This is a genomic window from Corynebacterium provencense (assembly GCA_900049755.1).
GTDB lineage: Bacteria > Actinomycetota > Actinomycetes > Mycobacteriales > Mycobacteriaceae > Corynebacterium > Corynebacterium neomassiliense.
This window is the reverse complement of record LT160592.1, coordinates 147,005-171,339: the sequence shown is the minus strand read 5'-3', so window position 1 is coordinate 171,339 and position 24,335 is coordinate 147,005. Positions and strand designations below refer to the sequence as shown.

The 24,335-nt window shown below is 67.8% G+C and carries 18 protein-coding genes; all 18 read left to right on the top strand.

Going from position 1 to position 24,335, the window contains the following annotated elements; genetic code table 11:
• Nucleotides 1-67 precede the first annotated feature (67 nt).
• Entirely contained in the window at nt 68-856 is a 789-nt protein-coding gene (locus BN3906_RS00780; protein WP_261796791.1) for a DivIVA domain-containing protein, read from the top strand.
• Nucleotides 857-921: 65 nt separating this feature from the next.
• Complete coding sequence (locus BN3906_RS00775; protein ID WP_066583018.1) at nt 922-1,545, top strand: YceD family protein; 624 nt, start codon at nt 922-924, stop codon at nt 1,543-1,545.
• Entirely contained in the window at nt 1,545-2,288 is a 744-nt protein-coding gene (rnc, locus tag BN3906_RS00770) for a ribonuclease III (RefSeq protein ID WP_066583017.1), read from the top strand. The genes BN3906_RS00775 and rnc overlap by 1 nt, the downstream gene beginning before the upstream one ends.
• Before the next feature lie 62 nt (nt 2,289-2,350).
• On the top strand, nt 2,351-2,962 hold the full coding sequence (locus tag BN3906_RS00765) for a DNA-formamidopyrimidine glycosylase family protein (RefSeq protein ID WP_078057007.1): 612 nt from the start codon (nt 2,351-2,353) through the stop codon (nt 2,960-2,962).
• A gap of 45 nt (nt 2,963-3,007) precedes the next feature.
• Nucleotides 3,008-3,589 carry a zinc finger domain-containing protein gene (locus tag BN3906_RS00760; protein ID WP_078057006.1) on the top strand — a complete coding sequence of 194 codons (582 nt, stop codon included), beginning with the start codon at nt 3,008-3,010 and terminating at the stop codon, nt 3,587-3,589.
• 74 nt (nt 3,590-3,663) lie between these two features.
• Nucleotides 3,664-3,930, top strand: coding sequence for an acylphosphatase (locus BN3906_RS14905; RefSeq protein ID WP_066585687.1), 267 nt, complete (start codon nt 3,664-3,666; stop codon nt 3,928-3,930).
• Between the two features lie 57 nt (nt 3,931-3,987).
• Nucleotides 3,988-7,578 carry a chromosome segregation protein SMC gene (gene smc / locus BN3906_RS00750; protein WP_066583013.1) on the top strand — a complete coding sequence of 1,197 codons (3,591 nt, stop codon included), beginning with the start codon at nt 3,988-3,990 and terminating at the stop codon, nt 7,576-7,578.
• 11 nt (nt 7,579-7,589) lie between these two features.
• Nucleotides 7,590-11,267, top strand: a complete 3,678-nt coding sequence (locus BN3906_RS00745; RefSeq protein ID WP_066583012.1) for a hypothetical protein — start codon at nt 7,590-7,592, stop codon at nt 11,265-11,267.
• Nucleotides 11,268-11,326: 59 nt separating this feature from the next.
• Nucleotides 11,327-12,859, top strand: a complete 1,533-nt coding sequence (ftsY, locus tag BN3906_RS00740; RefSeq protein WP_066583011.1) for a signal recognition particle-docking protein FtsY — start codon at nt 11,327-11,329, stop codon at nt 12,857-12,859.
• A 225-nt stretch (nt 12,860-13,084) separates the two neighbouring features.
• Complete coding sequence (locus tag BN3906_RS00735; RefSeq protein ID WP_066583010.1) at nt 13,085-14,452, top strand: ammonium transporter; 1,368 nt, start codon at nt 13,085-13,087, stop codon at nt 14,450-14,452.
• A 98-nt stretch (nt 14,453-14,550) separates the two neighbouring features.
• Nucleotides 14,551-16,155 (top strand): signal recognition particle protein, encoded by a 1,605-nt coding sequence (ffh, locus tag BN3906_RS00730; RefSeq protein WP_066583006.1) that lies wholly within the window; start codon nt 14,551-14,553, stop codon nt 16,153-16,155.
• 195 nt (nt 16,156-16,350) lie between these two features.
• Nucleotides 16,351-16,827, top strand: a complete 477-nt coding sequence (rpsP, locus tag BN3906_RS00725; protein WP_066583005.1) for a 30S ribosomal protein S16 — start codon at nt 16,351-16,353, stop codon at nt 16,825-16,827.
• 376 nt (nt 16,828-17,203) lie between these two features.
• Complete coding sequence (gene gdhA, locus BN3906_RS00720; RefSeq protein ID WP_066583004.1) at nt 17,204-18,547, top strand: NADP-specific glutamate dehydrogenase; 1,344 nt, start codon at nt 17,204-17,206, stop codon at nt 18,545-18,547.
• Between the two features lie 10 nt (nt 18,548-18,557).
• Nucleotides 18,558-19,157 carry a ribosome maturation factor RimM gene (gene rimM, locus BN3906_RS00715; RefSeq protein ID WP_066583001.1) on the top strand — a complete coding sequence of 200 codons (600 nt, stop codon included), beginning with the start codon at nt 18,558-18,560 and terminating at the stop codon, nt 19,155-19,157.
• A 20-nt stretch (nt 19,158-19,177) separates the two neighbouring features.
• Entirely contained in the window at nt 19,178-20,173 is a 996-nt protein-coding gene (gene trmD / locus BN3906_RS00710) for a tRNA (guanosine(37)-N1)-methyltransferase TrmD (RefSeq protein WP_066583000.1), read from the top strand.
• 239 nt (nt 20,174-20,412) lie between these two features.
• Nucleotides 20,413-21,123 (top strand): hypothetical protein, encoded by a 711-nt coding sequence (locus BN3906_RS00705; RefSeq protein WP_147592679.1) that lies wholly within the window; start codon nt 20,413-20,415, stop codon nt 21,121-21,123.
• Nucleotides 21,110-23,575 (top strand): Tex family protein, encoded by a 2,466-nt coding sequence (locus BN3906_RS00700; RefSeq protein WP_066582992.1) that lies wholly within the window; start codon nt 21,110-21,112, stop codon nt 23,573-23,575. Before BN3906_RS00705 ends, BN3906_RS00700 begins: the two co-directional genes overlap by 14 nt.
• Nucleotides 23,576-23,811: 236 nt before the next feature.
• Entirely contained in the window at nt 23,812-24,153 is a 342-nt protein-coding gene (rplS, locus tag BN3906_RS00695) for a 50S ribosomal protein L19 (RefSeq protein WP_066582990.1), read from the top strand.
• The last annotated feature ends 182 nt before the right edge of the window (nt 24,154-24,335 follow it).

Below are 24,335 nucleotides of genomic sequence, written 5' to 3'. Positions count from 1 at the left end.
CGATGAGCCGGACAACAGAGCGTGTCACAGCGTGGTCGCGGGGCAGTTTTCTGGCATGCTGGCAGTCATGTACAAGACTTTCGAGGGCATTGACCAGCTCCAGAATATGGTGGAGCGCGCCTACGGCGTCCCCATGACCGCGAACTGCATGGTCCCCCGGGGCGAAGCCGCGGAGCTTCTTGACATGATCCGTAACTCCATCCCCGGCGACCTGGACGATGCCCAGGACGTGCTGGACCGGGAGGACGCCATCCTGTCGGAGGCGGAGGACAAGGCGTCCGCACTGGTCGCCGAGGCTGAAGCGGAGCGTGACCGGATCCTCGACGAGGCCCGTCAGCGTGCCGAGGACATGATCGCCGACGCCGAGGAGCGGGCCCAGAGCACCGTCGCCCGTGCTGAGGCGGAGGCGGTGCGTCTGGAGGAGGACGCGCGCCGGGAGTACCAGGAGACCACCTCCAGGGCGGATGCGGAGAAGGCACGGTTGATCGAGGAGGGGAACAACCTCTACGACCGGGCGGTCAACGAGGGGATCGCCGAACAGCGCCGGCTGGTCAGTGAGTCTGAGGTCGTGAGGGAGGCGGACGCCGAGGCGCGGCGCATCATCGAGTCCGCCCACGCCGACTCTGACCGACTGCGGCGGGAATGCGACCAGTACGTCGACAGCACTCTCGCGCAGTTCGAGGAGTCCCTCAACGGTTCACTGCGGACAGTGTCCAGGGACCGTTCCGCCCTGCGCAAGGGGGCCGGAGTCTCAGGGAACCGGTACCCCCGTGAACCCCGTGACGGCAGGGCCGACGGATGGGGTGACGGTCGCGGTGACGCCGAGCCCCGGGGGGAACGCGGATCCCGCCTCTGAGACGGCGGCACGCCGGGGCCCACGGTGATTAGCCCGCGCTACGGGTCAAGGGTAAGAATGACGGGGTGACTACAGATCCGTTCCAGCTCGAAGTCCGTGAGGCACTCCGTGCCACCGGCCTGCCCCAGCACCTGACCGCCACCGGGCCGTCACCGGTCCGGCTCGGCGGTGAGATGCTCGGCGTGGAGGAGGGGACCCCCGTGGAGGTCGTCGCCGACGTCTCCAACCTCGGTGAGTCGCTCCTGGTGGACGCGACCGTGTACGCCAGGGCCACCGGCCAGTGCTCCCGCTGCCTCGCCGACCTTGACGAACCCTTCTCGGTGCATGTCAGTGACGTCTTCGGGACCACCCCGGACTTCATCACCCGCGACGGTGTGTCAGGTGCGGAGGCAGGTGACGACGACGATGACTTCGAACCCCTCATGGTCGACGACGACATGGTCGACATCACCCAGCTCGTCCTCGACGAAGCGGGGCTGACCCTCCCCTTCAGCCCGGTGTGCGGCGACTACGGGCGTGAATGCGCCGGCGACACCCCCGCCCCGGACGGTGTTTCCGGTGGCGACGATGCCGCGCCCGATCCCCGGTGGGCGGGACTGGCCGAACTGGCGGGCGACCTCACCGATGACGGGGAAGGTGCGGGTGCCGAGGGCGCCGGCGAAACCAGGGACAGAAGGAATGACGCCTGATGTCGAGACGACGTCGCCTCACCGGTGAGGCTGCACTCAATGCCGCGTACGGACGGATCGACCACACCCCGTTGCTCCGGGCGTGGGGCGTCGAGCTGTCCGACGACATGCTCCGGCTGGCACTGACACACCGTTCCTTCGCCAACGAGAACGGAAACCTGCCCAACAATGAACGCCTCGAGTTCCTCGGTGACGCCGTCCTCGGGCTGTCCGTCGCAGAGCAGCTCTACCGCCAGTTCCCGGACCGTTCGGAATCGGACATCTCCAAGATGCGCGCGGGTGTCGTGAACATGTACGCCCTGGCCGACGTCGCCAGGGAACTGGGGATGGGGGACCACCTCATCCTCGGACGTGGTGAGATGCTCACCGGCGGATCGGACAAGAACTCCATCATCGCCGACTCCGTCGAGGCGATGCTCGGAGCCATCTACCTGGAACACGGCTTCGATGTCGCCAGGTCCACCGTCCTGAGAATCTTCGAACGCAGGATCACCACAGCACCGTCGACCGGACTGACGATGGACTGGAAGACTGTGCTGCTGGAAAAGCTGTCCGATCTGCAGCTCCACGCGGAACCCGTGTACGAGGCCACAGCGCAGGGACCCGACCACGACCAGACGTTCAACGCCACGGTGACAGTCGACGGGGAAGTCCGTGGAACCGGCTCCGGTCACACGAAGAAAGAGGCTGAGCACCATGCCGCCCGTGCCGCCTACCGGTACTTCAGTGGCCTCGACCACTGAACCGGAGACCGGCAGCTCCGGGCGCCGGCGGCGTCCCCGTCACCGCCGGGGTGAGCTGACCGGTGCCTGAACTGCCCGAAGTTGAGGTGGTGCGCCGCGGACTGGCCGAACATCTCACCGGCGCGGTGTTCACCGGAACCACCGTGCTGCACCCGCGCGCCGTCCGGGGCCAGCCCGGCGGGGCGGCCGCACTGGAGCAGGGACTGGAGAATGCCCTGGTGGTCGCCCTGCACCGCCGGGGAAAGTACCTGTGGGCGGAACTGGGGCGCCCCGGCCACACCCGCTGCCTTCTCGTGCACCTGGGCATGTCGGGCCAGATGCTCCTGGGCGCCCCCGGTCAGGTGACCTCACCCCACCTGCGTATCCGCTCCCGCCTGGTGACGGCCGACGGGTCCGTCCTGGAACTGAGTTTCGTCGACCAGCGCACCTTCGGACGCTGGGAGCTGACCGGGTACGGCGTCACCGATCCGGTCCCGCACATCGCCGACGACCCGCTGACCCCCGGCTTCGACACACCGGCGGTTGCCCCGCGGGGCCGGACCCGCCCGTCCGAGATCAAGCGGGGGCTGCTGGACCAGAACGGGGGCTCCGGGGTCGGGGACATCTACGCCGCCCAGGCCCTCGGGGCGGCGCCGGTCCCCCCCCTTCTCTTCTTCACCTCTAGATGGGGGTGAGAGGAAGGCCTGGGCGCTCCCCGCTTTTCTTTTATCCACATGTAGGTGTTAAAAAGAGACGGGGACCTGTTTTCCGCCGCCCCGCCCCCCTCCGGCCGCGGGGGGCTGCCCGGGTGCGGCGCCCCCGACCCGGCCCCGCACCCCGCCGCCGCCCCGCTGCCCCCCGGCTCCGCCCCACGGGGGGTGGCCGGGCGGCCCGGGCCCCGCCGTTCCGAGATCAAGCGGGTGCTGCTGGACCAGACCGTGGTCTCCGGGATCGGGAACATCTACGCCGACGAGGCCCTGTGGTCGGCGCAGATCCACCCGCACCGGCGGGCGTCCGGAATGCGGCAACGTGACGTCGTCCACCTGCTCGACTGCGCGGCGGGGACAATGCTGAAGGCACTGGAAGCCGGAGGCACCTCCTTCGACGATCTCTACGTCAACGTCAACGGCGCGTCCGGGTACTTCTCCCGTTCCCTCCACGTCTACGGGCGTACGGGACTGCCCTGTCACCGGTGCGGGACCCCGATCGAAAGGACGGTGACGGGGGGAAGGTCGTCCCACTTCTGCCCGGAATGTCAGCGGCGGGGGAGGCGGCGGCCGGCAGCGGGGCCGCAGTCCCGGGCGCTAGGCTCGGAACTGTGACTCGCCCGGACCACGACGCCCCGTACAACGGTGCCCCGCACCCTGCCGGTCAGGCTCCTGCCGGTCAGGCTGCTGTGCGCCTCACCGCCTGGGTCCACGGACACGTCCAGGGCGTGGGGTTCCGCTGGGCGACCCGGAGTACGGCCCTGTCTCTCGGCCTGGTCGGCTTCGCCTCGAACTACCCGGACGGTCGCGTCCTCGTCGTCGCGGAAGGACCTGCCGACAGTACCCGCGCCCTGGCCGCCTGGTTGCGCGGCGGGTCAACCCCGGGCCGGGTGGACACCGTGGTGGACGCCGTGGGCCGGCCCCGCGGCGGGTACCATGACTTCGAAATCCGTTGATCCACACCACCGGCCCTCCTGTCCGGTCCCTGCGCCCCGGAAGGTCCCCGTCACCCGATGCATTTGAAGTCCCTCACCCTCAAGGGTTTCAAGTCTTTCGCCTCCGCCACGACCCTGAAGTTCGAACCGGGTATCTGCGCGGTCGTCGGTCCGAACGGTTCCGGCAAATCCAACGTGGTCGACGCACTCGCCTGGGTGATGGGGGAGCAGGGGGCGAAAACCCTGCGCGGCGGGAAGATGGAGGACGTCATCTTCGCCGGTGCGGGCGACCGTAAACCCCTCGGCAGGGCGGAGGTCACACTCACCATCGACAACTCCGACGGAGCCCTGCCCATCGACTACTCGGAGGTGTCCGTCACCCGGCGGATGTTCCGCGACGGGGCGTCCGAGTACGAGATCAACGGTGCCCGGGCGCGGCTCATGGACATCCAGGAACTGCTCTCGGACTCCGGTATCGGCCGGGAGATGCACGTCATCGTCGGTCAGGGGCGTCTGGCCCAGATCCTCGAGTCCCGCCCCGAGGAACGCCGCGCCTACATCGAGGAGGCCGCCGGGGTTCTCAAGCACCGGCGCCGCAGGGAGAAGGCACAGCGCAAGCTCGTGTCCATGCAGGGCAACCTCGACCGCCTCCACGACCTCACCGACGAACTGTCCACCCAGCTCAAGCCGTTGGCACGACAGGCGGAGGCGGCCCGCAGGGCGGAGAAGGTCCAGTCCACGATCCGGGAGAACCGGCTGCTCCTCACCGCCGACACCGTCCGCCGTCTCACCGGGGAACTGCAGGAGGCGGACGCCGAACTTGCAGAACTCACCGCTGACGCCGGTGCCGTCCGCGCCGAACTCGAGGAGTACACCGGGGAACTCTCCACCACCGAGGAAGGTCTGCGCACCGCCCTGGAGGAGGCTGAGGCGGCGAAGAACCTGTGGTTCAGGCTGTCCACCGTCGCCGAGAAGAACTCCGCCACCCTGCGCATCGCCGCCGACCGGGCCTCCGACAACGGCACGGTCGACACCTGGACCGGCGCCGACCCGGAGGAACTGCTCGCCCGCGCGACGGAAGCGGACGAGGAGCAGGCCCTGCTCGACGAGGAGGTGGAGATCGCCACCGAGAAGCTCGAACAGGTCCGTGAGGAGGTCGAGGACCGTGCCGATGCCGCCCGCGAAGCGGAGCAGGAACATCTCGCCCGGGTGAGGGCCGTCGCCGACCGCAGGGAAGGGATCGTCAGACTCCTGGCACAGCAGGACTCCCTCACCCAGCGGCGCACCGCCCTTGACGAGGAGATCACCCGGCTGGAACAGACCGTCGCCGAACAACGCGACGCCATGGACAACAGCACCGGGGCCGAACTCGACGACGCCGTGGCAGCCCTCGACGAGACAGAGGCCGCCGGGGACGGGCTCGCCGGTGCAGCCGCCCGTGCCGCCGAAGAGTCCGCGGACGCCGACGCCCGGGTGGAGTCCCTGCGCCGCCGCGAACGCGACCTCGACAGGGAACTGGCCACCCTGGAAGCCCGCATCGACGGGTGGCGCGACCGGCTGCGCCCCACCGACGGTGCCGCCGTGGCGGTCGAGACCGTGCGGGAACTCGGGCGCGGTGAACCCGGCCGACTGTCCGGACAGGTCACGGTGGAGAACGGGTGGGAGACCGCGGTCGCGGCCGTCCTCCCTGAAGGACTCGTCGCCGGCAGGGACATCTTCGACACCGCCACGCTCGGCACCGTCACTCGGGCCCTCGTCACCGCAGCCCGGGGACGAACCATGCTCGTCACCGCCACCTCCGGGGACGGTCCCGACACCCGCCCGTGGCGTCTGGACTCCCCGGCGGTCCCTGCAGCACCGGACACCGGCGTCACATGGCTCCTCGACCACCTCGACATCGACCCGGCGGTCACCGCACCGGTCACCGCACTGCTCGTCGACGTCGTCGCAGTGGACACCGCCGACCCGGTCGCCACCGGCAGAGACCTGGTGGAACGCGACCCCCGGCTCCGTGTCGTCACCCGCGACGGAGTTCTGCTGGGCACCGGCTGGACCGCCGCCGGCTCCGGAGGCACGGCACCGGTGGAGCTGGCCGCCGCGATCTCGGGCGCGGCCGAGGAGGCGGACCGGGTGCGCGGTGAACTCTCCGACCTGCAGGCCTCACTGAAGGGAGCCAGGCAGGCCGCGGAGGAACTGCGCACCGCCGCCGCCTCCGCCAAAGCCGCCGTACGTGACCACGAGGTCCGGCTGGCCGCGGCGAAACGCAGGGTCGAGGCGTCCTCCCGCGCCGCAGAACAGGCGGCCCGACTCCTTGCCAGGGCAACGGCCGCCCGCGACGAGGCGGAGCAACGCCGGGAGAAACTCGACGCCGAAGCCGACGAGGTCGCCGACCGACTGGCCCGGGTCGGGGAACAGGACACCGGAGAAGAACCCTCCACCGCCGAACGTGATGCCACGGCCAGGGCCCTGACCCAGGCCCGAGCCATGGAAATGGAGGCCCGTCTGTCCCTGCGCACCGCCGAGGAACGGGCCGGAAACCACCGGGGCAGGGCGGAGGCGCTGCGCCGCCAGGCACGTCAGGAGCAGGCCGCCCGGCAACGGTTCGAACAGGCCGCCTCACGGCGACGGGCCGCCCGTCACCGTGCCGACGTGGTCCACGCCCTGGCACAGCGGGTCGACCTGCGGATCAGGGACGCCCTGGGCAGAGCCGAGGACGCGCGCACCCGCACCGCCGACGCCCACCGCCGTTGGCAGGAGACACTCGCCCGCTGCCGCGACCGGGTCGACACCCTCACCCTGCGCCTCAACCACCTCAACGAACGGGCACACCAGGCGGAGATCACCCGCAGCCAGGCACAGCTGCGCATCGAACAGGCACTGGAACGCGCCATGGAACAGCTGGGCATGTCCGCACCCCAGCTCCTCGCCGAAGCCCCGGGCGAGGACTTCGATAGGGACACCGCCGCCAGGGAGCTCGCCGCCGCGGAGAAGTCACTGCGCTCCCTCGGCAAGGTCAACCCGCTCGCCCTCGAAGAGTTCGCGGCCCTGGAGGAACGCCACCGCTTCCTCGCCACCCAGCTCGACGACGTGGAGAAGGCCCGGGCAGACCTGGAGGGGGTCATCAGGGACGTGGACTCCACGATCCTCCAGCTGTTCACCGACGCCTGGGCCGACGTGGAGGCGGAGTTCCCCAGAGTCTTCGACACACTCTTCCCCGGAGGGTCCGGGAGACTGGTTCTCACAGACCCCGACGACATGCTGACCACAGGAATCGAGGTGGAAGCCAGGCCGCCGGGCAAGAAGGTCAGGAGACTGTCACTGCTGTCCGGTGGTGAGAAGTCTCTGACCGCGCTGGCACTGCTGGTGGCGATCTTCCGTGCCCGCCCCAGCCCCTTCTACGTCATGGACGAGGTGGAGGCGGCCCTCGACGACGTGAACCTGAGACGGCTCATCGCCCTGTTCCTCGAACTGCGGCAGGATTCACAGCTCATCGTGATCACCCACCAGAAGCCCACCATGGACACCGCCAACGTCCTCTACGGGGTGACCATGCGCGGAGACGGGGTGACCAGGGTCATATCCCAGCGCATGCACCCGGTCGAGACCCCCGTGAACAGGGCAGACGGGCAGAACGCCCCCGCAGATGTCGCCGCATCCGACGCGCCCTAGAATGAGTCGTCGTGAGTGCACCGAGCCCTATCGCAGACCTGTCGGACCCCCTTCTCGCCTGGGCCTCCGGTACCGAACTGGACCTGACCCGCCGGCTGGGGGAACTTCCCGGGACTCCGCCGATCTTCGTCCGGCTCGACACGACCGGTGACGAGCTCGAACGGATCACCACCTTCTACGGAACCTTCCTCGCCCGCCAGCTCGCCGCCGGCGGAGACGAAGGCCAGCTGCTGGCCACCTGCCCCGCACTGACCGCCTCGACCCTGCTGTTCCGCGCGGCCAGGCTCAACGACGTCAGTGAACTGGCCTCCGAATTCTGGTCCGGCCTGGGGCTGGAACCCACCCCCGAGCGGACCGCCCTCGTCGCCCCGGACACCTACGCCGGGATCCTCACCCGCGCCGGGCTCGACCCCGTCGACATCGCCGCGACGGGATCGGACGGGGAGAAGGGACGCCTTTTCGCCCACGTCGGCATCGCCACCGACTGGGTTCCGGAACTCATCGAGCTGATCGACTCACGCCGGCTCGACGGGACAGCGGACACTGACGCGGACGCCGAGGCAGACGCCGTGGTCGCAGTCCTCGCCGAGGAGTCGCTGCAGGCGGGCCCCCTGTGCGCGGTGCTTCCGGAGCTGGCGGCCGGACTGATCGCCCCTGTCGTACGGGTCGTCAGGTACGCGGCAGCCCACCCCGGCCACTGGCGTCACGGTCTGACCTCAGGGGCGGTGGCGGAGGTCCCGCCGCTGATCCTCGAGGACGTCGTCGAGGAGCTCTCCGAACGTCCCGCCGGCACGACCGCCCGCCGTCACCGGGTCGGTGTCGGGTCCCGGGAAACCCAGCCCCGCCTCTCCCTCGACCTGGCCCGGCAGAGGGTCGTCCTGCGGCTGCCCGAGGTGCTCCTCGACGCCGACGAATCCCCCGAGGTGCGGTGGCACATCGACGTCGAGGGACGCCCGACGGGCTTCCGGACCCGGCGTTCGGACTCTCCGGGACGCCCGGTCACCGGCGTCCTCGACATCCCCATGCGCCGGCCCGTGCGCGAGATCGGGGTCCGGGACCTCACCCACGACGACGCATGGGTCGTCAAGGGGGTCGACAGTGACGACCCCGTCCTGGTGTTCACCCGGCGTGGCAAGGACCTCACCGACCGGGTCTCCCTGCACCACGACCGCGTCCTCGTGGTCTGCCCCGAGGACTCCACCGCGGTCGACGTGGTACGCGACCGTGTTCTCCCGGTGCTGGGGCAGTGGAAGATGAAGACCTGGCAGGGGTGGGTGATCCGGGACCTCGACCTCTCGGGCGCGGTGTCCCTCCACATCGACCGACCCGGGGTGCAACGGCCCCCGATGGGCAGGGTGCGGTGTGTCGACCCACGTCAAAGGGTCGTCTTCGCCGAACCTGACGAGCCCTGCCCGTCGCTGCGTTCCCTCGGCGGACTGCCCGTGCACTCCGTCAGCCTGCAGGCGGTGTTCCCCCCGACGGTCTCCGGCGCGCCGGAGATCTGGTTCCTGTCCGTGAGCTCGTGGGCGGGCCCGGAGGAGACAGGGGAGGAGGTCACCGAGGAGGAGCCCCTGGAGGTGCCCGCCGACGGCGGCCTGTTCGACGTCTTCGACCCCGAGGCCTACGACACCCCCTGGGTCGGCGAGTACCTTGTCCGGCTGCGGGGACCGCGCAACGAATCCTTCCGCCACGAGTACGCGATCGTCGAAGATCTCCACGTCGACGCACCTGAGGCTCCGCGACTGGCCCGTGCCGCCGGACTGTCACCGGTGACGGTGACCTTCCGCGGCGGGGACAAACCCCTGGTCATCGCCAGGAGTGTGGAACTGGGCCCGATGGAGAAGCAGGTCCGGGTCATCGCCGAGACCGACGCCGGGGACGCCCTGCCCCTCATCGTCGAACCGCCGCGACTGCGCTACCAGCTCCCCCTCACGGGGGAGGACCCGATGTGGCGCACGGAGGCTGTGAGTATCTCCGCGGACTCGGTCGACGTCTCCACACGGTTCCGGATCCGCCCCGGGCTGCCCGTCGAATCCCCCCGGCTGGTGGTCCGCGACCGGCACGGTGCCCCGGTGCGTACCCTGCGCCTCGGCACCGTCGACGACGTGACCTGGTCGGTGTCGCTGAAGCCGTTGGAGGGTTCCCTGTCGCTGCTGCGCGAGGGCGCCTGCGAGCTGGAGTTCGTCGCCGACGGCAGGTCCCATTCGGTGCGTCTGGCGGCCCTGAGGCCGCCTGTGGAACGGTCCGTCGCAGTCGTTGACGACGTCCTCACCGTCAGCCCGGCCCCGGAGACAGCCCCGGACCGTCCAGCGGGTGCCTGGCTGTGGCAGCTCACGGCGCCGTGGAGGTCCGCTACGGCGGTGACCCTCGACAACGGCCGGGTCACCCTCCCCTCCGAGCTGGTCAACTCCGGACCGCTGAGGGTCCAGCTGTTCAACGGGGACCGGTTCTCCTCGCTTCACGCCCCGGCGACCCCCGGTCCCTCCGCCCTGACCGCGGACGCCCCCGGCCACGCCCACCCGGATGACGGGGGGCCCTGGACCAGGCTCTCGGCATTCCTCGCAGGGGAGTCCGACGAAGCCCCCGACGACATCGACGTGCTCACCACGTTGTGGGATGTGCTGGCGGGCTGGTTGTCCGACGGAACCCCGGACTCCGCCGGGCATGCGATGCGCACCGCCCTGGCGCACCACCCGCGCGAGGCTCTGCGTGCGATGTCACGGTCACTGGTGCCCTCCACCGACCGTCCCGCCCAGTTCATTCTCTCCGGACTGGTGCACGCACCGCTGCGCACCGACGAATCTGACCCGACTCCGGGTGTGGCGTGGATCGCAGCGCTGGAGATCCTCGGCGAACTGGCCGCCACCGACGACGAGGACACGACCGCACGCCGTGAGATCGGGAAACGGTTGACGACGGTCGGGGGAGCGGAACTGGCACGCACCGTTGAATCCGGCAGGGACGCCACCCTGGAGACGGCGTGCATCGACGCGACGACGGTGCAGATCGCGCAACTGGATCCGGCGCAGCAGGATGCGGTGCTCAGTGCGTTCTTCGCGGGATCGGGTCTGGTCCCGGGGGCACTGTCGGAGGAGAACTCCCGACTCATCGCGGTGTTCGAGACCTTCCGCCGCCGCGACGAGCTCAACGAGGTTCTCGCAGACCCGGAGCTGCTGCGGGCCGCCCTGGCGCTGCTGCGCAGAATCCGTCAGACCAACCGGCAGCTGTTCACCTCCGCCCGGGTGCGGTTCGACAAACTCGACAACGTCGACACCGACAACCCCGCCAACCGGTGGGCCCTCGCCCCGGTGATCAGCATGGTGCTGGCGATCGCGGCCAGGCTGCGCGCCCACGGCCGGTTCGGTTCGCCCGGCCAGCTCACCTCCTCCTACCACGGGTGGGCACAGCTCGCCCGGATCGTCCCGGATCTGGTCACCGGTGACCTCGTTTCCGCCGACGCGATGGTCCTCGGGGTCTTCGGCCCGGACGAATCCGCCGACCCGGTCCTGCCGACGGAGCCTGCTGTACCGGGGAAGGAACCGGCGGCGGACAGGGCAGGGGGCTCCTCGGACGCCGGGGAAGCCGGGACAGCCGGGGAGGATGCCGTGACCGGGGAAGGCGGTGCGGACCGACGGGCTCCGCGGACCCCACGGCAGGGCAGGACACCGAGGACGCCGCGACCACGGTGAAGCCCCCGTGACCGGGGTGCCGCAGCGCCGTTCCCGCCTCCTCTGGTTCACTGGAGGCCATGAACTCGGTCATCTGGATCATTGTCGCCGTAGTCGCGGTCATAGTCGTACTTGCTCTGCTGGTCCTGCTCGGCCTCCGCCGTGGGAAGGCCAGGCAGATCTCCTTCGAGAAAGAGGCGGAGCTCGAGCAGAAGAAGCCCACTTCGGGTGATTACCAGGCCAAGGGTGGCTTCAACTTCAGCTCGGGGACCGCCGCCGGCCTGGTGGAGGAGGTCCGTGCACCGGAAGTGGTGAACGATCCCGTGGTGCCGCCCGTCGGCCGGCCCGTGGACGTTCCGGAAGCCGGGAAGACCGGTGGCACTGTGGCAGAGGTGCCGGATGCGCCGGTTGAGTCGGATGCGCCGGATGCGCCGGTTGAGTCGGATGTGCAGGCTGAGTCGGTTGAGCCGGTTGAGTCGGAACAGGATACCGCAGAGGTTTCCCCTCAGCCCGGACAGTCTGCTGAGAGTGTGGAGACCGAACAGCCTGCGTCTCGTGAAGAGCCTGAAGAGCCTGAAGTTTCTGCAGAACCTGAGGCACCCGCAGCTCCCGGACAGTCCGAGGCGCCCGCAGAGCCTGAAGAGTCTGCGGCACCCGTGGCGGCCCACGAAGGCGACCAGATCGAGCACATCGCCCCGGTCGAAGGCAGGCTGGGTCGGCTCAGGGGCAGCCTGTCCCGGTCCCAGAATGTCATCGGTCGAGGCGTCCTCGGTATACTCTCGGCAGGCGACCTCGACGAGGACGCCTGGGAGGAGATCGAGGACACGCTCATCATGGCCGACCTCGGTACCAGGACCACAGTCAGCGTCGTCGAGAAACTGCGCGACCGCATCGCCGCAGGTGGCGTGCAGAGTGAGGAACAGGCCCGCGCGATGCTGCGGGAATGCCTCATCGAGGCGTGCCACCCCGAGTTCGACCGTTCCATTCACGCCGTGCCGTATGACGGCAAGCCCGCGGTGATCATGGTCGTCGGCGTCAACGGGACAGGCAAGACCACCACCACCGGCAAACTCTCGCGGGTGCTCGTCGGCATGGGACACTCGGTGCTGCTCGGTGCAGCCGACACCTTCCGTGCCGCTGCCGCTGACCAGCTCGAGACCTGGGGGCGGCGCGTCGGTGCACAGACCGTCCGGGGACGCGAAGGTGCGGACCCGGCCTCCGTCGCCTTCGACGCGGTCGCCAGGGGAGTCGAGGAGGGTGTCGATGTCGTGGTCGTCGACACTGCCGGGCGACTCCACACCTCCGTCGGGCTGATGGACCAGCTGGGGAAGGTCAAGAGGGTCATCGAGAAAAAGGCGAAGGTCGACGAGGTCATCCTCGTGCTCGACGCCACCGTGGGACAGAACGGACTGACACAGGCGAGGACATTCCGGGACGTCGTGGACATCTCGGGAGTCGCGCTGACCAAACTCGACGGTTCGGCGAAAGGCGGAATCGTCTTCCAGGTGCAGGAGGAACTGGGCGTCCCCGTCAAACTGGTGGGGCTGGGGGAGGGAGCCGACGACCTCGCCCCGTTCGAGGTCGAGAGCTTCGTCGACGCCCTGCTGGGCTGACGACGGGGTCACGCCGGTGCCTCCGGCAGACCGGTGTGCGGCGCCGGAATGTGTCGGCAGTGTGTCCCCCCGCGCGGGAGGGTGAAATGTGTCCGTAACAGTCAGGGGTGCTCATTTCACCGGGGCGAAATATACAGGGTCGGACCCAGGAAACACGGCTGCACTTGACTGGGGCACAGTGACCGGTCGATGACACCGGTGACATGACCCACGAGGAGATGGAAAATGACCCCTGAGGAAATGGTGACCGCTTCAGGCGACTCTGCCTGGATGCTGATGAGTGCCGCCCTGGTGCTCCTCATGACACCGGCCCTGGCGCTGTTCTACGGCGGAATGTCCCGGCAGAAGTCCGCCATCAACATGATGATGATGTCTTTCGGCACCCTCGGACTCGTAGGCGTGATCTACGTCCTCTGGGGCTGGTCGATGTCCTACGGCAACGAGTCCTTTGCCGGATGGTTCTCCAACCCCTTCGAGTTCTTCGGCCTGAGGGACTCTGTCACCGACGCCGACGGCAACTACATCGCCGGTTCATCCGGATACGCCAATGTCATCGACATCGGATTCCAGCTCACCTTCGCGGTGATCACCGTGGCCATCATCTCCGGTTCGCTGGCCAACCGCGTCAAGTTCTCCACCTGGATGGTCTTCGCCGGCATCTGGGTCACCCTCGCCTACTTCCCCCTGGCCCACATGGTCTGGGGCGGCGGCCTGCTCTCCGGTTCCGAGGACGGTCTCGCCGCGAAGATGTTCGGTACCACCGACGGTGAAGCGACCATCGCCCCGATCGACTTCGCCGGCGGTACCGTCGTCCACATCAACGCCGGCATGGCTGCCCTGATCCTGGCCCTCATCATCGGACGGTCCCGTTCGTTCATGAAGGAAGAGGCCCGGCCGCACAACCTTCCCCTCGTCATGCTGGGGGCAGCACTCCTGTGGTTCGGATGGTTCGGATTCAACGGCGGTTCCGCATTCGGAGCCAACGGTGACGCCGGCCTTGCCTGGCTCAACACCACTGTGGCGACCTGTGCCGCGATGCTGGGCTGGCTGACTGTCGAGCAGCTCCGTGACAAGCACGTCACCTCCCTCGGCGCCGCGTCCGGCGTGGTCGCCGGTCTGGTCGCCATCACCCCGGCCGCCGGTAACCTCACCCCTGTCACGGCCATCATCCTCGGCGCGATCGGCGGTGCCCTCTCGGCCGTCGGTGTGGGGCTGAAGTACCGGTTCAAGTTCGACGACTCCCTCGACGTCGTCGGCGTGCACCTGGTCGCCGGCCTCTGGGGAACCATCGGTGTGGGCCTGCTGGCCACCGACGACGGACTCCTCACCGGTGGTGGCGGAGACGGCTTCAAGCTCTTCGTCGTCCAGATCGTCATCGCGGTCGTCGCCCTGGTCTACACCGCGATCGTCACTGCAGTCATCGCGGTCATCCTCAAGAAGGTCATGGGGTGGCGTATCTCCGGCGACGAGGAGGTCACCGGCATCGACTCCGTCCTCCACGCCGAGTCCGCCTACTCGGGGGACAGCCACATGGGCAACCTGACCGCCCTGGAGGTCGAGCAGGACGCCGCGGGTGCGTCCACCAAGGGCTGACCCTGCTCCCGGCCTCTCCCGGGTGTTCCTCTCCTCCGGTCACCGGGTAGTGTGGTGGGGTCACGTGTCGTCCGTAACCTGCAGGGAGAAGTTCCACAGTGTTTGAGTCCTTGTCCGACCGTCTCACCGGCGCCCTCAAGGGGTTGCGGGACAAAGGGCGGCTCACCGAAGCCGACATCAACGCCACAGCCAGGGAGATCCGGTTGGCGCTGCTGGAGGCGGACGTCTCCCTCCCGGTCGTCCGCGGATTCATCAGACGCGTCAAGGACAGGGCCAACGGTGTCGTCGTCTCCGAGGCACTCAACCCCGCCCAGCAGGTCATCAAGATTGTCGACGAGGAACTCAAGGAGATCCTCGGAGGTGAGACCCGCCGGCTGAACCTGGCGAAGACCCCGCCCACCGTCATCATGCTCGCCGGCCTGCAGGGTGCAGGTAAGACCACCCTGGCCGGCAAGCTGGCCCGGCACCTCGTCAAACAGGGCCACACGCCGATGCTCGTGGCCTGTGACCTCCAGCGGCCCGGTGCCGTCCAGCAGCTTCAGATCGTCGGGGAACGGGCCGGGGTCGAGACCTTCGCACCCGACCCGGGAACCTCCCTCGACTCCCTCGACCATGAGATGGGCACCAGCCACGGTGACCCGGTGGCGGTGGCCAGGGCCGGTATCGAGGAAGCCCGTCGGACGAAGCACGACGTGGTCATCATCGACACAGCAGGCCGTCTGGGCATCGATGAAGAACTGATGACCCAGGCGCGCAACATCCGCGACGCGGTCAACCCCGACGAAGTCCTCTTCGTCATCGACGCCATGATCGGCCAGGACGCCGTCACCACCGCAGAGGCTTTCCGCGACGGTGTGGACTTCACCGGTGTCGTCCTCACCAAACTCGACGGTGACGCCCGCGGTGGCGCGGCACTGTCGATCCGGGAGGTCACCGGCAAGCCGATCCTCTTCGCCTCGACAGGGGAGAAGCTCGACGACTTCGACGTTTTCCACCCTGACCGCATGGCCAACCGGATCCTCGGAATGGGTGACGTGCTCACCCTCATCGAGCAGGCCGAACAGGTCATGGACCAGCAGAAGGCCCAGACCGCGGCCGAGCGTATGGCATCCGGGGAGCTCACCCTGGAGGACTTCCTCGAACAGATGATGATGATCCGGCGGATGGGCCCGCTGGGCAATGTGCTCAAGATGCTGCCCGGCGGCAAGCAGATGAGCCAGATGGCGGACAACGTCGACGAGAAGCAGCTCGACCGGATCCAGGCCATCATCCGGGGCATGACCCCGGCGGAGAGGCAGAACCCGGACATCCTCAACGCGTCACGGCGTAAGCGTATCGCCAACGGGTCGGGTGTCTCCGTCTCGGAGGTCAACCAGCTGGTCAACCGTTTCTTCGAGGCGAAGAAGATGATGGGCCGGATGGCAGGACAGTTCGGGATGGGCGGAATGAACCGTTCGGCGACGAAGAAGAAGCCGAAGGGCCGCAAGGGCAAGAACGGTAAGCGGAAGCCGGCGAAGAAGGGCGGCGGCCAGAACCGGCTCCCCCAGGGGATGCCCGGTGCCGCCGGTTTGCCGCAGGGGTTGCCGGGGGCCGGCATGCCCCAGGCGATGCCGTCGATGGCCGACCTGCAGAAGATGCAGCAGCAGATGCCGCCCGGCTTCGAGAACATCGACCTTGGAAAGCTCAACTTCGGTGGCAAGTGAGCCGGAGTGTCCGACGGTTTGTCCGGACGGCGACCTGTCGGGTATCGTTTGACGGTCTGCGTAACACCGTCACCGACCACGGTCGGCCGGTGGTCACGCGCAGGATAAATCCAAGGGTTGAACCGGCCCGGTGCCTCTGAGAGGGCACCGGGTGTCTGAACTGCCCGGTGACCGTCAACAGAAAGAGGACCAGTCATGGCCGTCAAGATCAAGCTCCAGCGTCTCGGTAAGATCCGGACCCCCCACTACCGTGTCGTCGTCGCCGACGCCCGTACCCGCCGTGACGGCAAGGTGATCGAGAACATCGGCATCTACGAGCCGAAGGCCGACCCCTCGGTGATCCGTATCGACTCTGAGCGTGCGCAGCACTGGCTTTCCGTCGGTGCCCAGCCGACCGAGCCCGTCCTCGCACTGCTGAAGGTCACCGGTGACTGGCAGAAGTACAAGGGCATCGACGGTGCCGAGGGTACCCTGCGCGTCGCAGAGCCGAAGCCGTCGAAGCTCGATCTCTTCAACGCCGCCCTGGCTGAGGCCGCCGACGGCCCCACTGCGGAGGCCATCACCACCAAGAAGCGTGAGGCCAAGGCAGCTGCCGAGGCCAAGGCCGCCGAAGAGGCCGAGGCTGCGGACGCTGCAGAGGCTGACGCTCCCGCCGAGGAGTCTGCGGAGTAGTTTCTCCGCCGCCCCCGACCTCTTCTCTCGGTTCTTCCGGCGTAGTTCCCCGGGCCGACATGAGGTTCGGTACGTGACCCCACCACCGCAGCAGTGCTGCGACGGTGGGGTTTCTTCATGCCCGGGCTGATCCGTGGGAAGACCGGGAGGACACGGCACCGGTGACCACCGTCGGACGCGCGAATGTTAAGGGATCCGGCGTCCCTCCCCCGGTCCGGTGCCGCTGCCCACCCCCGTCATCTCACACTGTGGAACCAGTATTACGGACAGGTAAATCAATGCTCCGGATATTGCAGACGTGTTACGCACGTAGTGCCCTCACTGTAAACTGAACAGGTTCCAATGTTACGTACCTGTTACGCACCTTAGGAGAGCGATGGACGTCGATTCCACAGTCAAGGGCTACTACGAGAAGATTCTGCAGCGCAATGCGGGGGAGCCGGAGTTCCACCAGGCGGTCGCGGAAGTTCTGGACAGCCTCCGCTACGTCCTCCGCCAGGATCCCCACTACACCGACCTCGGCCTCATCGAACGTCTCGCGGAGCCGGAGCGGCAGATCATCTTCCGGGTCCCGTGGATCGGCGACGACGGACAGGTCCACGTCAACCGCGGATTCCGTGTCCAGTTCAATTCAGTTCTCGGACCGTACAAAGGTGGTCTGCGGTTCCACCCCTCCGTGAACCTCGGTATCATCAAGTTCCTCGGATTCGAGCAGATCTTCAAGAATTCACTGACCGGTCTGCCCATCGGAGGCGGAAAGGGTGGCTCCGACTTCGATCCCAAAGGCCGCAGTGAACTGGAGGTCATGCGGTTCTGCCAGTCGTTCATGACTGAACTCCACCGGCATATCGGGGACAAGACCGATGTTCCGGCGGGGGACATCGGGGTCGGCGGCCGTGAGATCGGCTACCTGTTCGGCCAGTACCGCCGGATGACCGGGCGCCATGAGTCGGGCACCCTGACCGGTAAAGGTCTTCAGTGGGGCGGATCGCTGGTGCGCACCGAGGCCACCGGCTACGGGTGCGTCTACTTCACCCAGGAGATGATGGCGGCACGCGGGGAGCGCCTCCACGGGGCACGCGTGATCGTGTCCGGGTCCGGAAACGTCGCGATCTACGCCATCGAGAAAGCCCAGGAGCTCGGGGCCACTGTCGTGGGCTTCTCCGACTCCTCCGGCTACGTGTCCACGCCCGACGGAGTCGACGTCGAACTGCTCAAGGACGTCAAGGAGGTACGCCGTCTGCGGGTCTCCGACTACGCGAAGGAGGCCACGGGGGCGACCTTCCACAAGGGAGGGAACATCTGGGAGCTCGAGGCGGATGTCGCACTGCCCTGCGCCACGCAGAACGAACTGGACGACGAGTCCGCGAAACTGCTGGCGGACAACGGTGTGAAGTACGTGACCGAAGGCGCGAACATGCCCTGTACCCATGATGCAGTCCGGGTGTTCCACAAGCGCCACATCGATTTCGCCCCCGGCAAAGCAGCCAACGCCGGAGGTGTGGCAACTTCGGCGCTGGAGATGCAGCAGAACGCGTCCCGGGACTCCTGGACCTTCGAGTACACCGACAAGCGTCTCCAGAACATCATGCGCAAGATCTTCAAGAACGCGGCGTCCACCGCCGCCGAATACGGGGTGGAGGGCGACTACGTTGTCGGCGCCAACATCGCCGGGTTCAAGAAGGTCGCCGACGCGATGATCGCCCAGGGCGTCATCTAGTCTGTAGGACATGACAGAACTGCAGATCGGACGGGTCATCAAGCCTCACGGGGTGCGTGGGGAACTGGTGGTCGACCCCACCACCGACGACCCGTCCCACCGATTCGCCGTGGGCACGGTCCTGACCGGACGCCAGGGGGGCGCCGGCAGGGCGGGGCGGGAGGTCACCCTCACCGTCCGCTCCGTCCGACCCCACCAGAACCGCCTGCTCGTGACGGTGGAGGAGATCACCGACCGGACAGCCGCGGAGTCACTGCGTGGACTGCGTTTCTTCGCGCCCCCCGTCTTCGACGGCGACGACGACGCGTACTACGACCACGAACTTGAGGGTCTGCGCGTCCTGAACTGCGGACCGGTGGACGCCGCGACCGCCAACGCCCGGGCCTATGAGGGGGCCGAGCCGGAACCGGTGGACATCGGCGAGGTCACCGGGGTCACCCACGGTCCGGCAGGGACGCTGCTGGAAGTCGCCGTCGATCAGGACGCCGCGCTTCCCACCGCCGGCTCCACGGTCCTGGTCCCGTTCCGTCGCGAGATCGTGCCGATCGTGGACACGGACAACGGGGCCCTGGTTGTCACTCCGCCGGAGGGACTGCTCGAGCTGGAGTGAGCCCCGCTAGGATCTGAGTAATGCGCATCGACGTCGTCACCATTTTCCCCGGTTACCTTGATCCGCTACGGCATGCGCTCCTGGGCAGGGCGATTGAGCGGGGGATACTCCGTGTGGGTGTCCACGATCTCAGGGAGTGGGCCCACGACGTGCACAGGTCCGTCGACGACACCCCGTTCGGTGGTGGTCCCGGGATGGTGATGAGACCTGAAGTGTGGGGCCCCGCGCTCGACGATGTCGCGGCACTGACCGGACCGGCTGCGGATGATCCTCTGCTGGAGACGGCGTCACCGCATGTCCGTTCCGGGCTGAGGGCGGGCAGACAGGAAGCGACCGTCGAACGGTCAGACGGTACGACCGTCGAACGGTCAGACGGTGCGACCGTCGAACGGTCAGACGGTGCTGCCGCGGGGGACGCCGGCGATCTGCCGTTGCTCATCGTCCCGACGCCCGCCGGAAAACCCTTTACCCAGGAGACCGCCCGGCGGTGGGCGGAGGAGGACCGGCTGGTCTTCGCGTGCGGACGCTATGAGGGTATCGACCAGCGGGTCTTCACCGACGCTGCCCGGCGCTACCGGGTCGAGGAGGTGTCTCTGGGAGACTACGTGCTCATCGGCGGTGAAGTGGCGGTCCTGGTCATGACGGAGGCGGTGGTGCGCCTCATTCCGGGAGTGCTGGGTAACCGTGTCAGCCACGAGGAGGATTCATTCCAGGACGGGCTGCTCGAGGGGCCCTGCTACACGAAACCGCGGATCTGGCGTGGGCTGGAGGTTCCGGAGATCCTCACTTCCGGTGACCACGGACGGGTGGACAGGTGGCGCAGGGACCAGTCACTGCACCGGACACTGTCCGTCCGACCCGAGCTTGTCGACGCCTGCGACAGGGCAGGTGAGTTGGGTGGAGAGGACCGTCGTGTCCTGGCGTCCCTGGAAGGGGCGGAGCCATGGCGTGATCCGGCGACGGTGGTCGGGGATGACGGGGCGCAGCCGTCGACACAGGGTGGCGTGGGGCACTGATCGGCGGGTTGGGGGACGCCACGGCCCCGGGCAGACCCGTGGTCCACAACCGCGGAGTTGTCCACAGCTGTCCGGTGTTCTGTGCCCGGTGCCGGGGTCCGGCCGTCGTTGCAGGCGATAGAGTCCGTGCCAGGGCGTCCGGAATGTCCGGAGCAGACACGTGGGGGTCTGAGCAAGCAGGAGGGGGTGTATGACCGGTGTTGTACGGGGAGGTGCGGAGCAGCTCGGTGGTGGGGGAGATGACTGTCTATCCGCTCCACCGGGCCGAGCTGCGCCTGGCGGACATTGATCTGAGAGGTCGGCCGTACGCCGAACGGTGTGCGGTGGATGAGGCGGTGCGGACGCGGGGAGCCGCCTATCTGGCCCGTTTCCGTCACACCACTGAACTGTCCTGGCGGATGCCGGTCCTGTTCGCCGAGGCACTGCAGGACGGAAGAATGACGATCGACCATTTCGACACTGTATGGCGTCGTCTTGACCGGCACCCCGGGGTGAGGGCCAGGATCGATGCCGGCCACCACGGCATCTGCCATGGCGGAACAGAAGGAGGCACAGTTGACGGTGCAGAAAGCGGTGCATCAAGCGGTGCAGGGCTCCCTGAACCGGAGAACGGCCGGAGCCTGCACATCGACCAGGTTGTCGAGAAAGAGGTGCTCGACTGGATGCGCGGAGTTCCCCGGACCAGTTCTGCGGATCACACGCCCGATCGGCAGGGCCCGGGGCTGGTGCTGACGGTGCACCGTCTCGGCACTGTGGTCGACAGAGCGGCGGATGAGGCGGTCGGTGACCTGTCTGAGAGACCGCCTCCAACGTCCCGCGGCGCCCGGGCCGCCGACCCACCTCCCGGGCCCCCGGTCCGGTGTCGCCGGCGGGTGTCGCCGGCGGGTGGTGCCGGCGGCTGCAGACCCGCCACCGGGTCCGGCTACGATATTGCGAATGACCGTACGTGAGAACAACGGACAGTTGACCGCAGCGACCGCAGGGACACCTGTGACAGAGGTGATAGCCCGCGAACTCGGAGTGGCGGAGACTCAGGTCGCCTCCACCGTCGCACTGCTCGACGAGGGCAACACCGTGCCCTTCATCGCCCGTTACCGTAAGGAGGTCACCGGCGGGCTCGACGACGCCCAGCTCCGCACCCTCGAAACCAGGTTGACCTACCTGCGCGAACTCGGTGCCCGCAAGGCGGTCGTCCTCGCCGCGGTGGAGGAGCAGGGCAAACTCACCGAAGAACTGCGCGGGCGGATTCTCGCCTGCGAGACCAAGGCCCGTCTCGAAGACCTGTACCTTCCGTTCAAGTCCACCCGTCGTACCCGTGCCACCGTCGCTCGTGAAGCAGGGCTGGAACCACTCGTGGAGAGTCTGCTGTCGGACTGCACCACGGACCCTGCCGAGCTCGCGGCGTCCTATGTCACCGAAGGATTCGCCGACCCCAAGGCGGTCCTCACCGGTGCCAGGGCGATAGTGCTCGAGGAGATCTCCACGGACGCCGACCTCGTCGGTGAGGTCAGGGAGAGGTTCTACACCACCGGCTCCATGTCCGCCGGCGTCGTCGAAGGCAGGGAGAACTCGAAGGAAGCCCAGAAGTACCGTGACTACTTCGAGTTCTCCGAACCTTTCACCGACCTTCCCTCCCACAGGGTTCTGGCACTGCTCCGCGGAGAGAACGAGGGAATCCTCCAGCTGACCCTTGACCCGGGGGAGGACGCCGTCTACCAGTCGATGATCGCCTCGGCCAGGGGCCTGGAACCCCGGGGTGACGCCGCGGACAGGTTCCGGGCGGAATGCGTCCGCTTCGGATGGCGCACCAGGCTCCAGGTCTCCACAGGAGTGGATGTACGGATGCGACTGAAGGAGAGGGCCGACGCCGCGGCCGTGGATGTCTTCGCCCGGAACCTGAGGGACCTGCTGCTCGCCGCTCCGGCGGGACAGCGGGCCACGCTGGGCCTTGACCCCGGATATGCCCACGGCGTCAAATGCGCTGTCGTGGACCCCACCGGAAAAGTCCTGGACACAGTGGTCATCTACCCGCACGAACCCAGGAACCGGTGGGAGGAGTCGGTGGGCGCCCTTGCCAGATTGTGCGCCGCACACCGGGTGGACCTCATGGCGGTCGGCAACGGCACCGCCTCACGCGAGACCGAGAAACTGGCCAGGGAGACCGCGGAGAAGGTCCTCGCCGCCACCGGCCACCGGCCGACCCCCGTCGTCGTCTCCGAGGCCGGTGCATCCGTGTACTCCGCATCCGAACTCGCCGCGGAGGAGTTCCCTGACATGGATGTCGCCCTGCGGGGAGCAGTCTCGATCGCACGCCGCCTGCAGGACCCGTTGGCGGAACTGGTGAAGATCGACCCCCGGTCGATAGGTGTGGGACAGTACCAGCACGACGTCAACCAGGCGATGCTCGCCGAAAGTCTCGACTCTGTCGTCGAGGACGCCGTGAACTCGGTGGGGGTCGACGTCAACACCGCTTCGGCACCACTGCTGCGCCGGGTGGCCGGTGTCAGCCCCACCCTGGCGGAGAACATCGTGAGGCACCGTGAGGCGCACGGAGCGTTCATCTCACGCAGACAGTTGCTGGATGTCGCGAGGCTCGGCCCGAAGGCCTTCCAGCAGTGCGCCGGATTCCTGCGTATCCACGGGGCAGAGGACCCGCTCGATGCATCTGCCGTTCACCCCGAGGCATATCCGCTGGTCCGCAGGATCACCTCCACCACCGGAGTGGAGGTCACCGACCTGATCGGCAATTCGAGGGTGCTGTCCTCACTGCGGCCGGAAGACTTCGCCGACGGGACTTTCGGTGTACCGACGGTCACCGATGTTCTCGCCGAACTGGACAAGCCGGGACGGGACCCGCGACCCGAGTTCCGGACCGCCACCCTGGCTGAGGGCATCGAGAAGGTCTCCGACCTGGTCCCGGGCATGATCCTGGAGGGAACGGTGACCAACGTCGCCGCATTCGGAGCGTTCGTCGACGTCGGGGTGCACCAGGACGGGCTGGTGCACGTGTCGGCGATGTCGGACAGGTTCGTCAGGGACCCGCACGAGGTGGTGCACTCGGGTCAGGTGGTCAAGGTGAAGGTCATGGACGTTGACGTGGAACGTCAGCGTATCGGTCTGTCTCTACGCCTCAACGACGAACCCGGTCCGGCCGGAGCTTCTGCGGGCGGCTCCGCAGATGGAAGAGGACGGGGCCACGGCGGAAAGTCAGCAGCAGGTCCCCGACAGCGCGGGGAGCGCGGTGCGGGTCACGGTTCCGGTGGTCGCGGCGGCAACGGAGACAGCGGCAGGAAAGGTCGCGGCGGCCGTGGCGGCAGAGACAGCCGTGGCGGCGACAGGACCGGCGGGCCCGCTGCGGGGTCGATGGCCGAGGCCCTGCGCCGGGCAGGTTTCGGACGGTGACGTGGTGAGGTGTCGGCGTCCTCCCGGATTTGGCCGGGAGGTCACGGCACTGGCATACTTGACCGGTTGCGTGCCACGTCACCTTCACCGGTGAAATTCTCCGTCCGCGGAGACCCGGCCCGGCAACAAGGACAATTCAATGGTGTGGGCATGAACGCGCTGACCGTCGACGGGGTTCCCGGACAGGCGGTACGTAGGTCCTCTGTCCGATCGAAATGAACTTTTAGGAGTGCCACATGCACTATCTCGACAAGGTCGACGCCGCACAGCTGCGGTCCGACATCCCGGACTTCCGCCCCGGCGACACCCTTGACGTCCACGTCAAGGTCATCGAGGGTTCCAAGAGCCGTATCCAGGTGTTCCGCGGCGTGGTCATCCGCCGTCAGAACTCCGGAATCCGTGAGACCTTCACCGTCCGCAAGGTCTCCTTCGGTATCGGCGTGGAGCGTACCTTCCCGGTGCACTCCCCGAACATCGACCACATCGACGTCCTCAGCCGCGGCAAGGTCCGTCGCGCCAAGCTGTACTACCTCCGCGACCTGCGGGGCAAGAAGGCGAAGATCAAGGAACGCCGCTAGCCCCGCACCGCCCCAGGCGTGCGGTAGCCGCAGACCCCGCCGTCGTACCGTTCCCCCACGGAACTGTCGACGGCGGGGTTTCGCCGTATCCGGGTCAGCCCCGCCACCGGTGGTGGAGTTCGGTGGTGGAGTTGGGTGGGAGAGTTGGGTGGGGAAATCCGGGGAGCACCGGGGGAGGCTCA

Excerpts from the sequence above, each read along its gene's own strand:
- BN3906_RS00735 (WP_066583010.1), top strand. The coding sequence starts at position 13,085 with ATGACCCCTGAGGAAATGGTGACCGCTTCAGGCGACTCTGCCTGGATG.
- BN3906_RS00705 (WP_147592679.1), top strand. The coding sequence starts at position 20,413 with ATGACTGTCTATCCGCTCCACCGGGCCGAGCTGCGCCTGGCGGACATT.
- ftsY (WP_066583011.1), top strand. The coding sequence starts at position 11,327 with ATGAACTCGGTCATCTGGATCATTGTCGCCGTAGTCGCGGTCATAGTC.
- rpsP (WP_066583005.1), top strand. The coding sequence starts at position 16,351 with ATGGCCGTCAAGATCAAGCTCCAGCGTCTCGGTAAGATCCGGACCCCC.
- smc (WP_066583013.1), top strand. The coding sequence starts at position 3,988 with ATGCATTTGAAGTCCCTCACCCTCAAGGGTTTCAAGTCTTTCGCCTCC.
- rimM (WP_066583001.1), top strand. The coding sequence starts at position 18,558 with ATGACAGAACTGCAGATCGGACGGGTCATCAAGCCTCACGGGGTGCGT.
- BN3906_RS00700 (WP_066582992.1), top strand. The coding sequence starts at position 21,110 with ATGACCGTACGTGAGAACAACGGACAGTTGACCGCAGCGACCGCAGGG.
- trmD (WP_066583000.1), top strand. The coding sequence starts at position 19,178 with ATGCGCATCGACGTCGTCACCATTTTCCCCGGTTACCTTGATCCGCTA.
- rnc (WP_066583017.1), top strand. The coding sequence starts at position 1,545 with ATGTCGAGACGACGTCGCCTCACCGGTGAGGCTGCACTCAATGCCGCG.
- BN3906_RS00780 (WP_261796791.1), top strand. The coding sequence starts at position 68 with ATGTACAAGACTTTCGAGGGCATTGACCAGCTCCAGAATATGGTGGAG.
- rplS (WP_066582990.1), top strand. The coding sequence starts at position 23,812 with ATGCACTATCTCGACAAGGTCGACGCCGCACAGCTGCGGTCCGACATC.
- gdhA (WP_066583004.1), top strand. The coding sequence starts at position 17,204 with ATGGACGTCGATTCCACAGTCAAGGGCTACTACGAGAAGATTCTGCAG.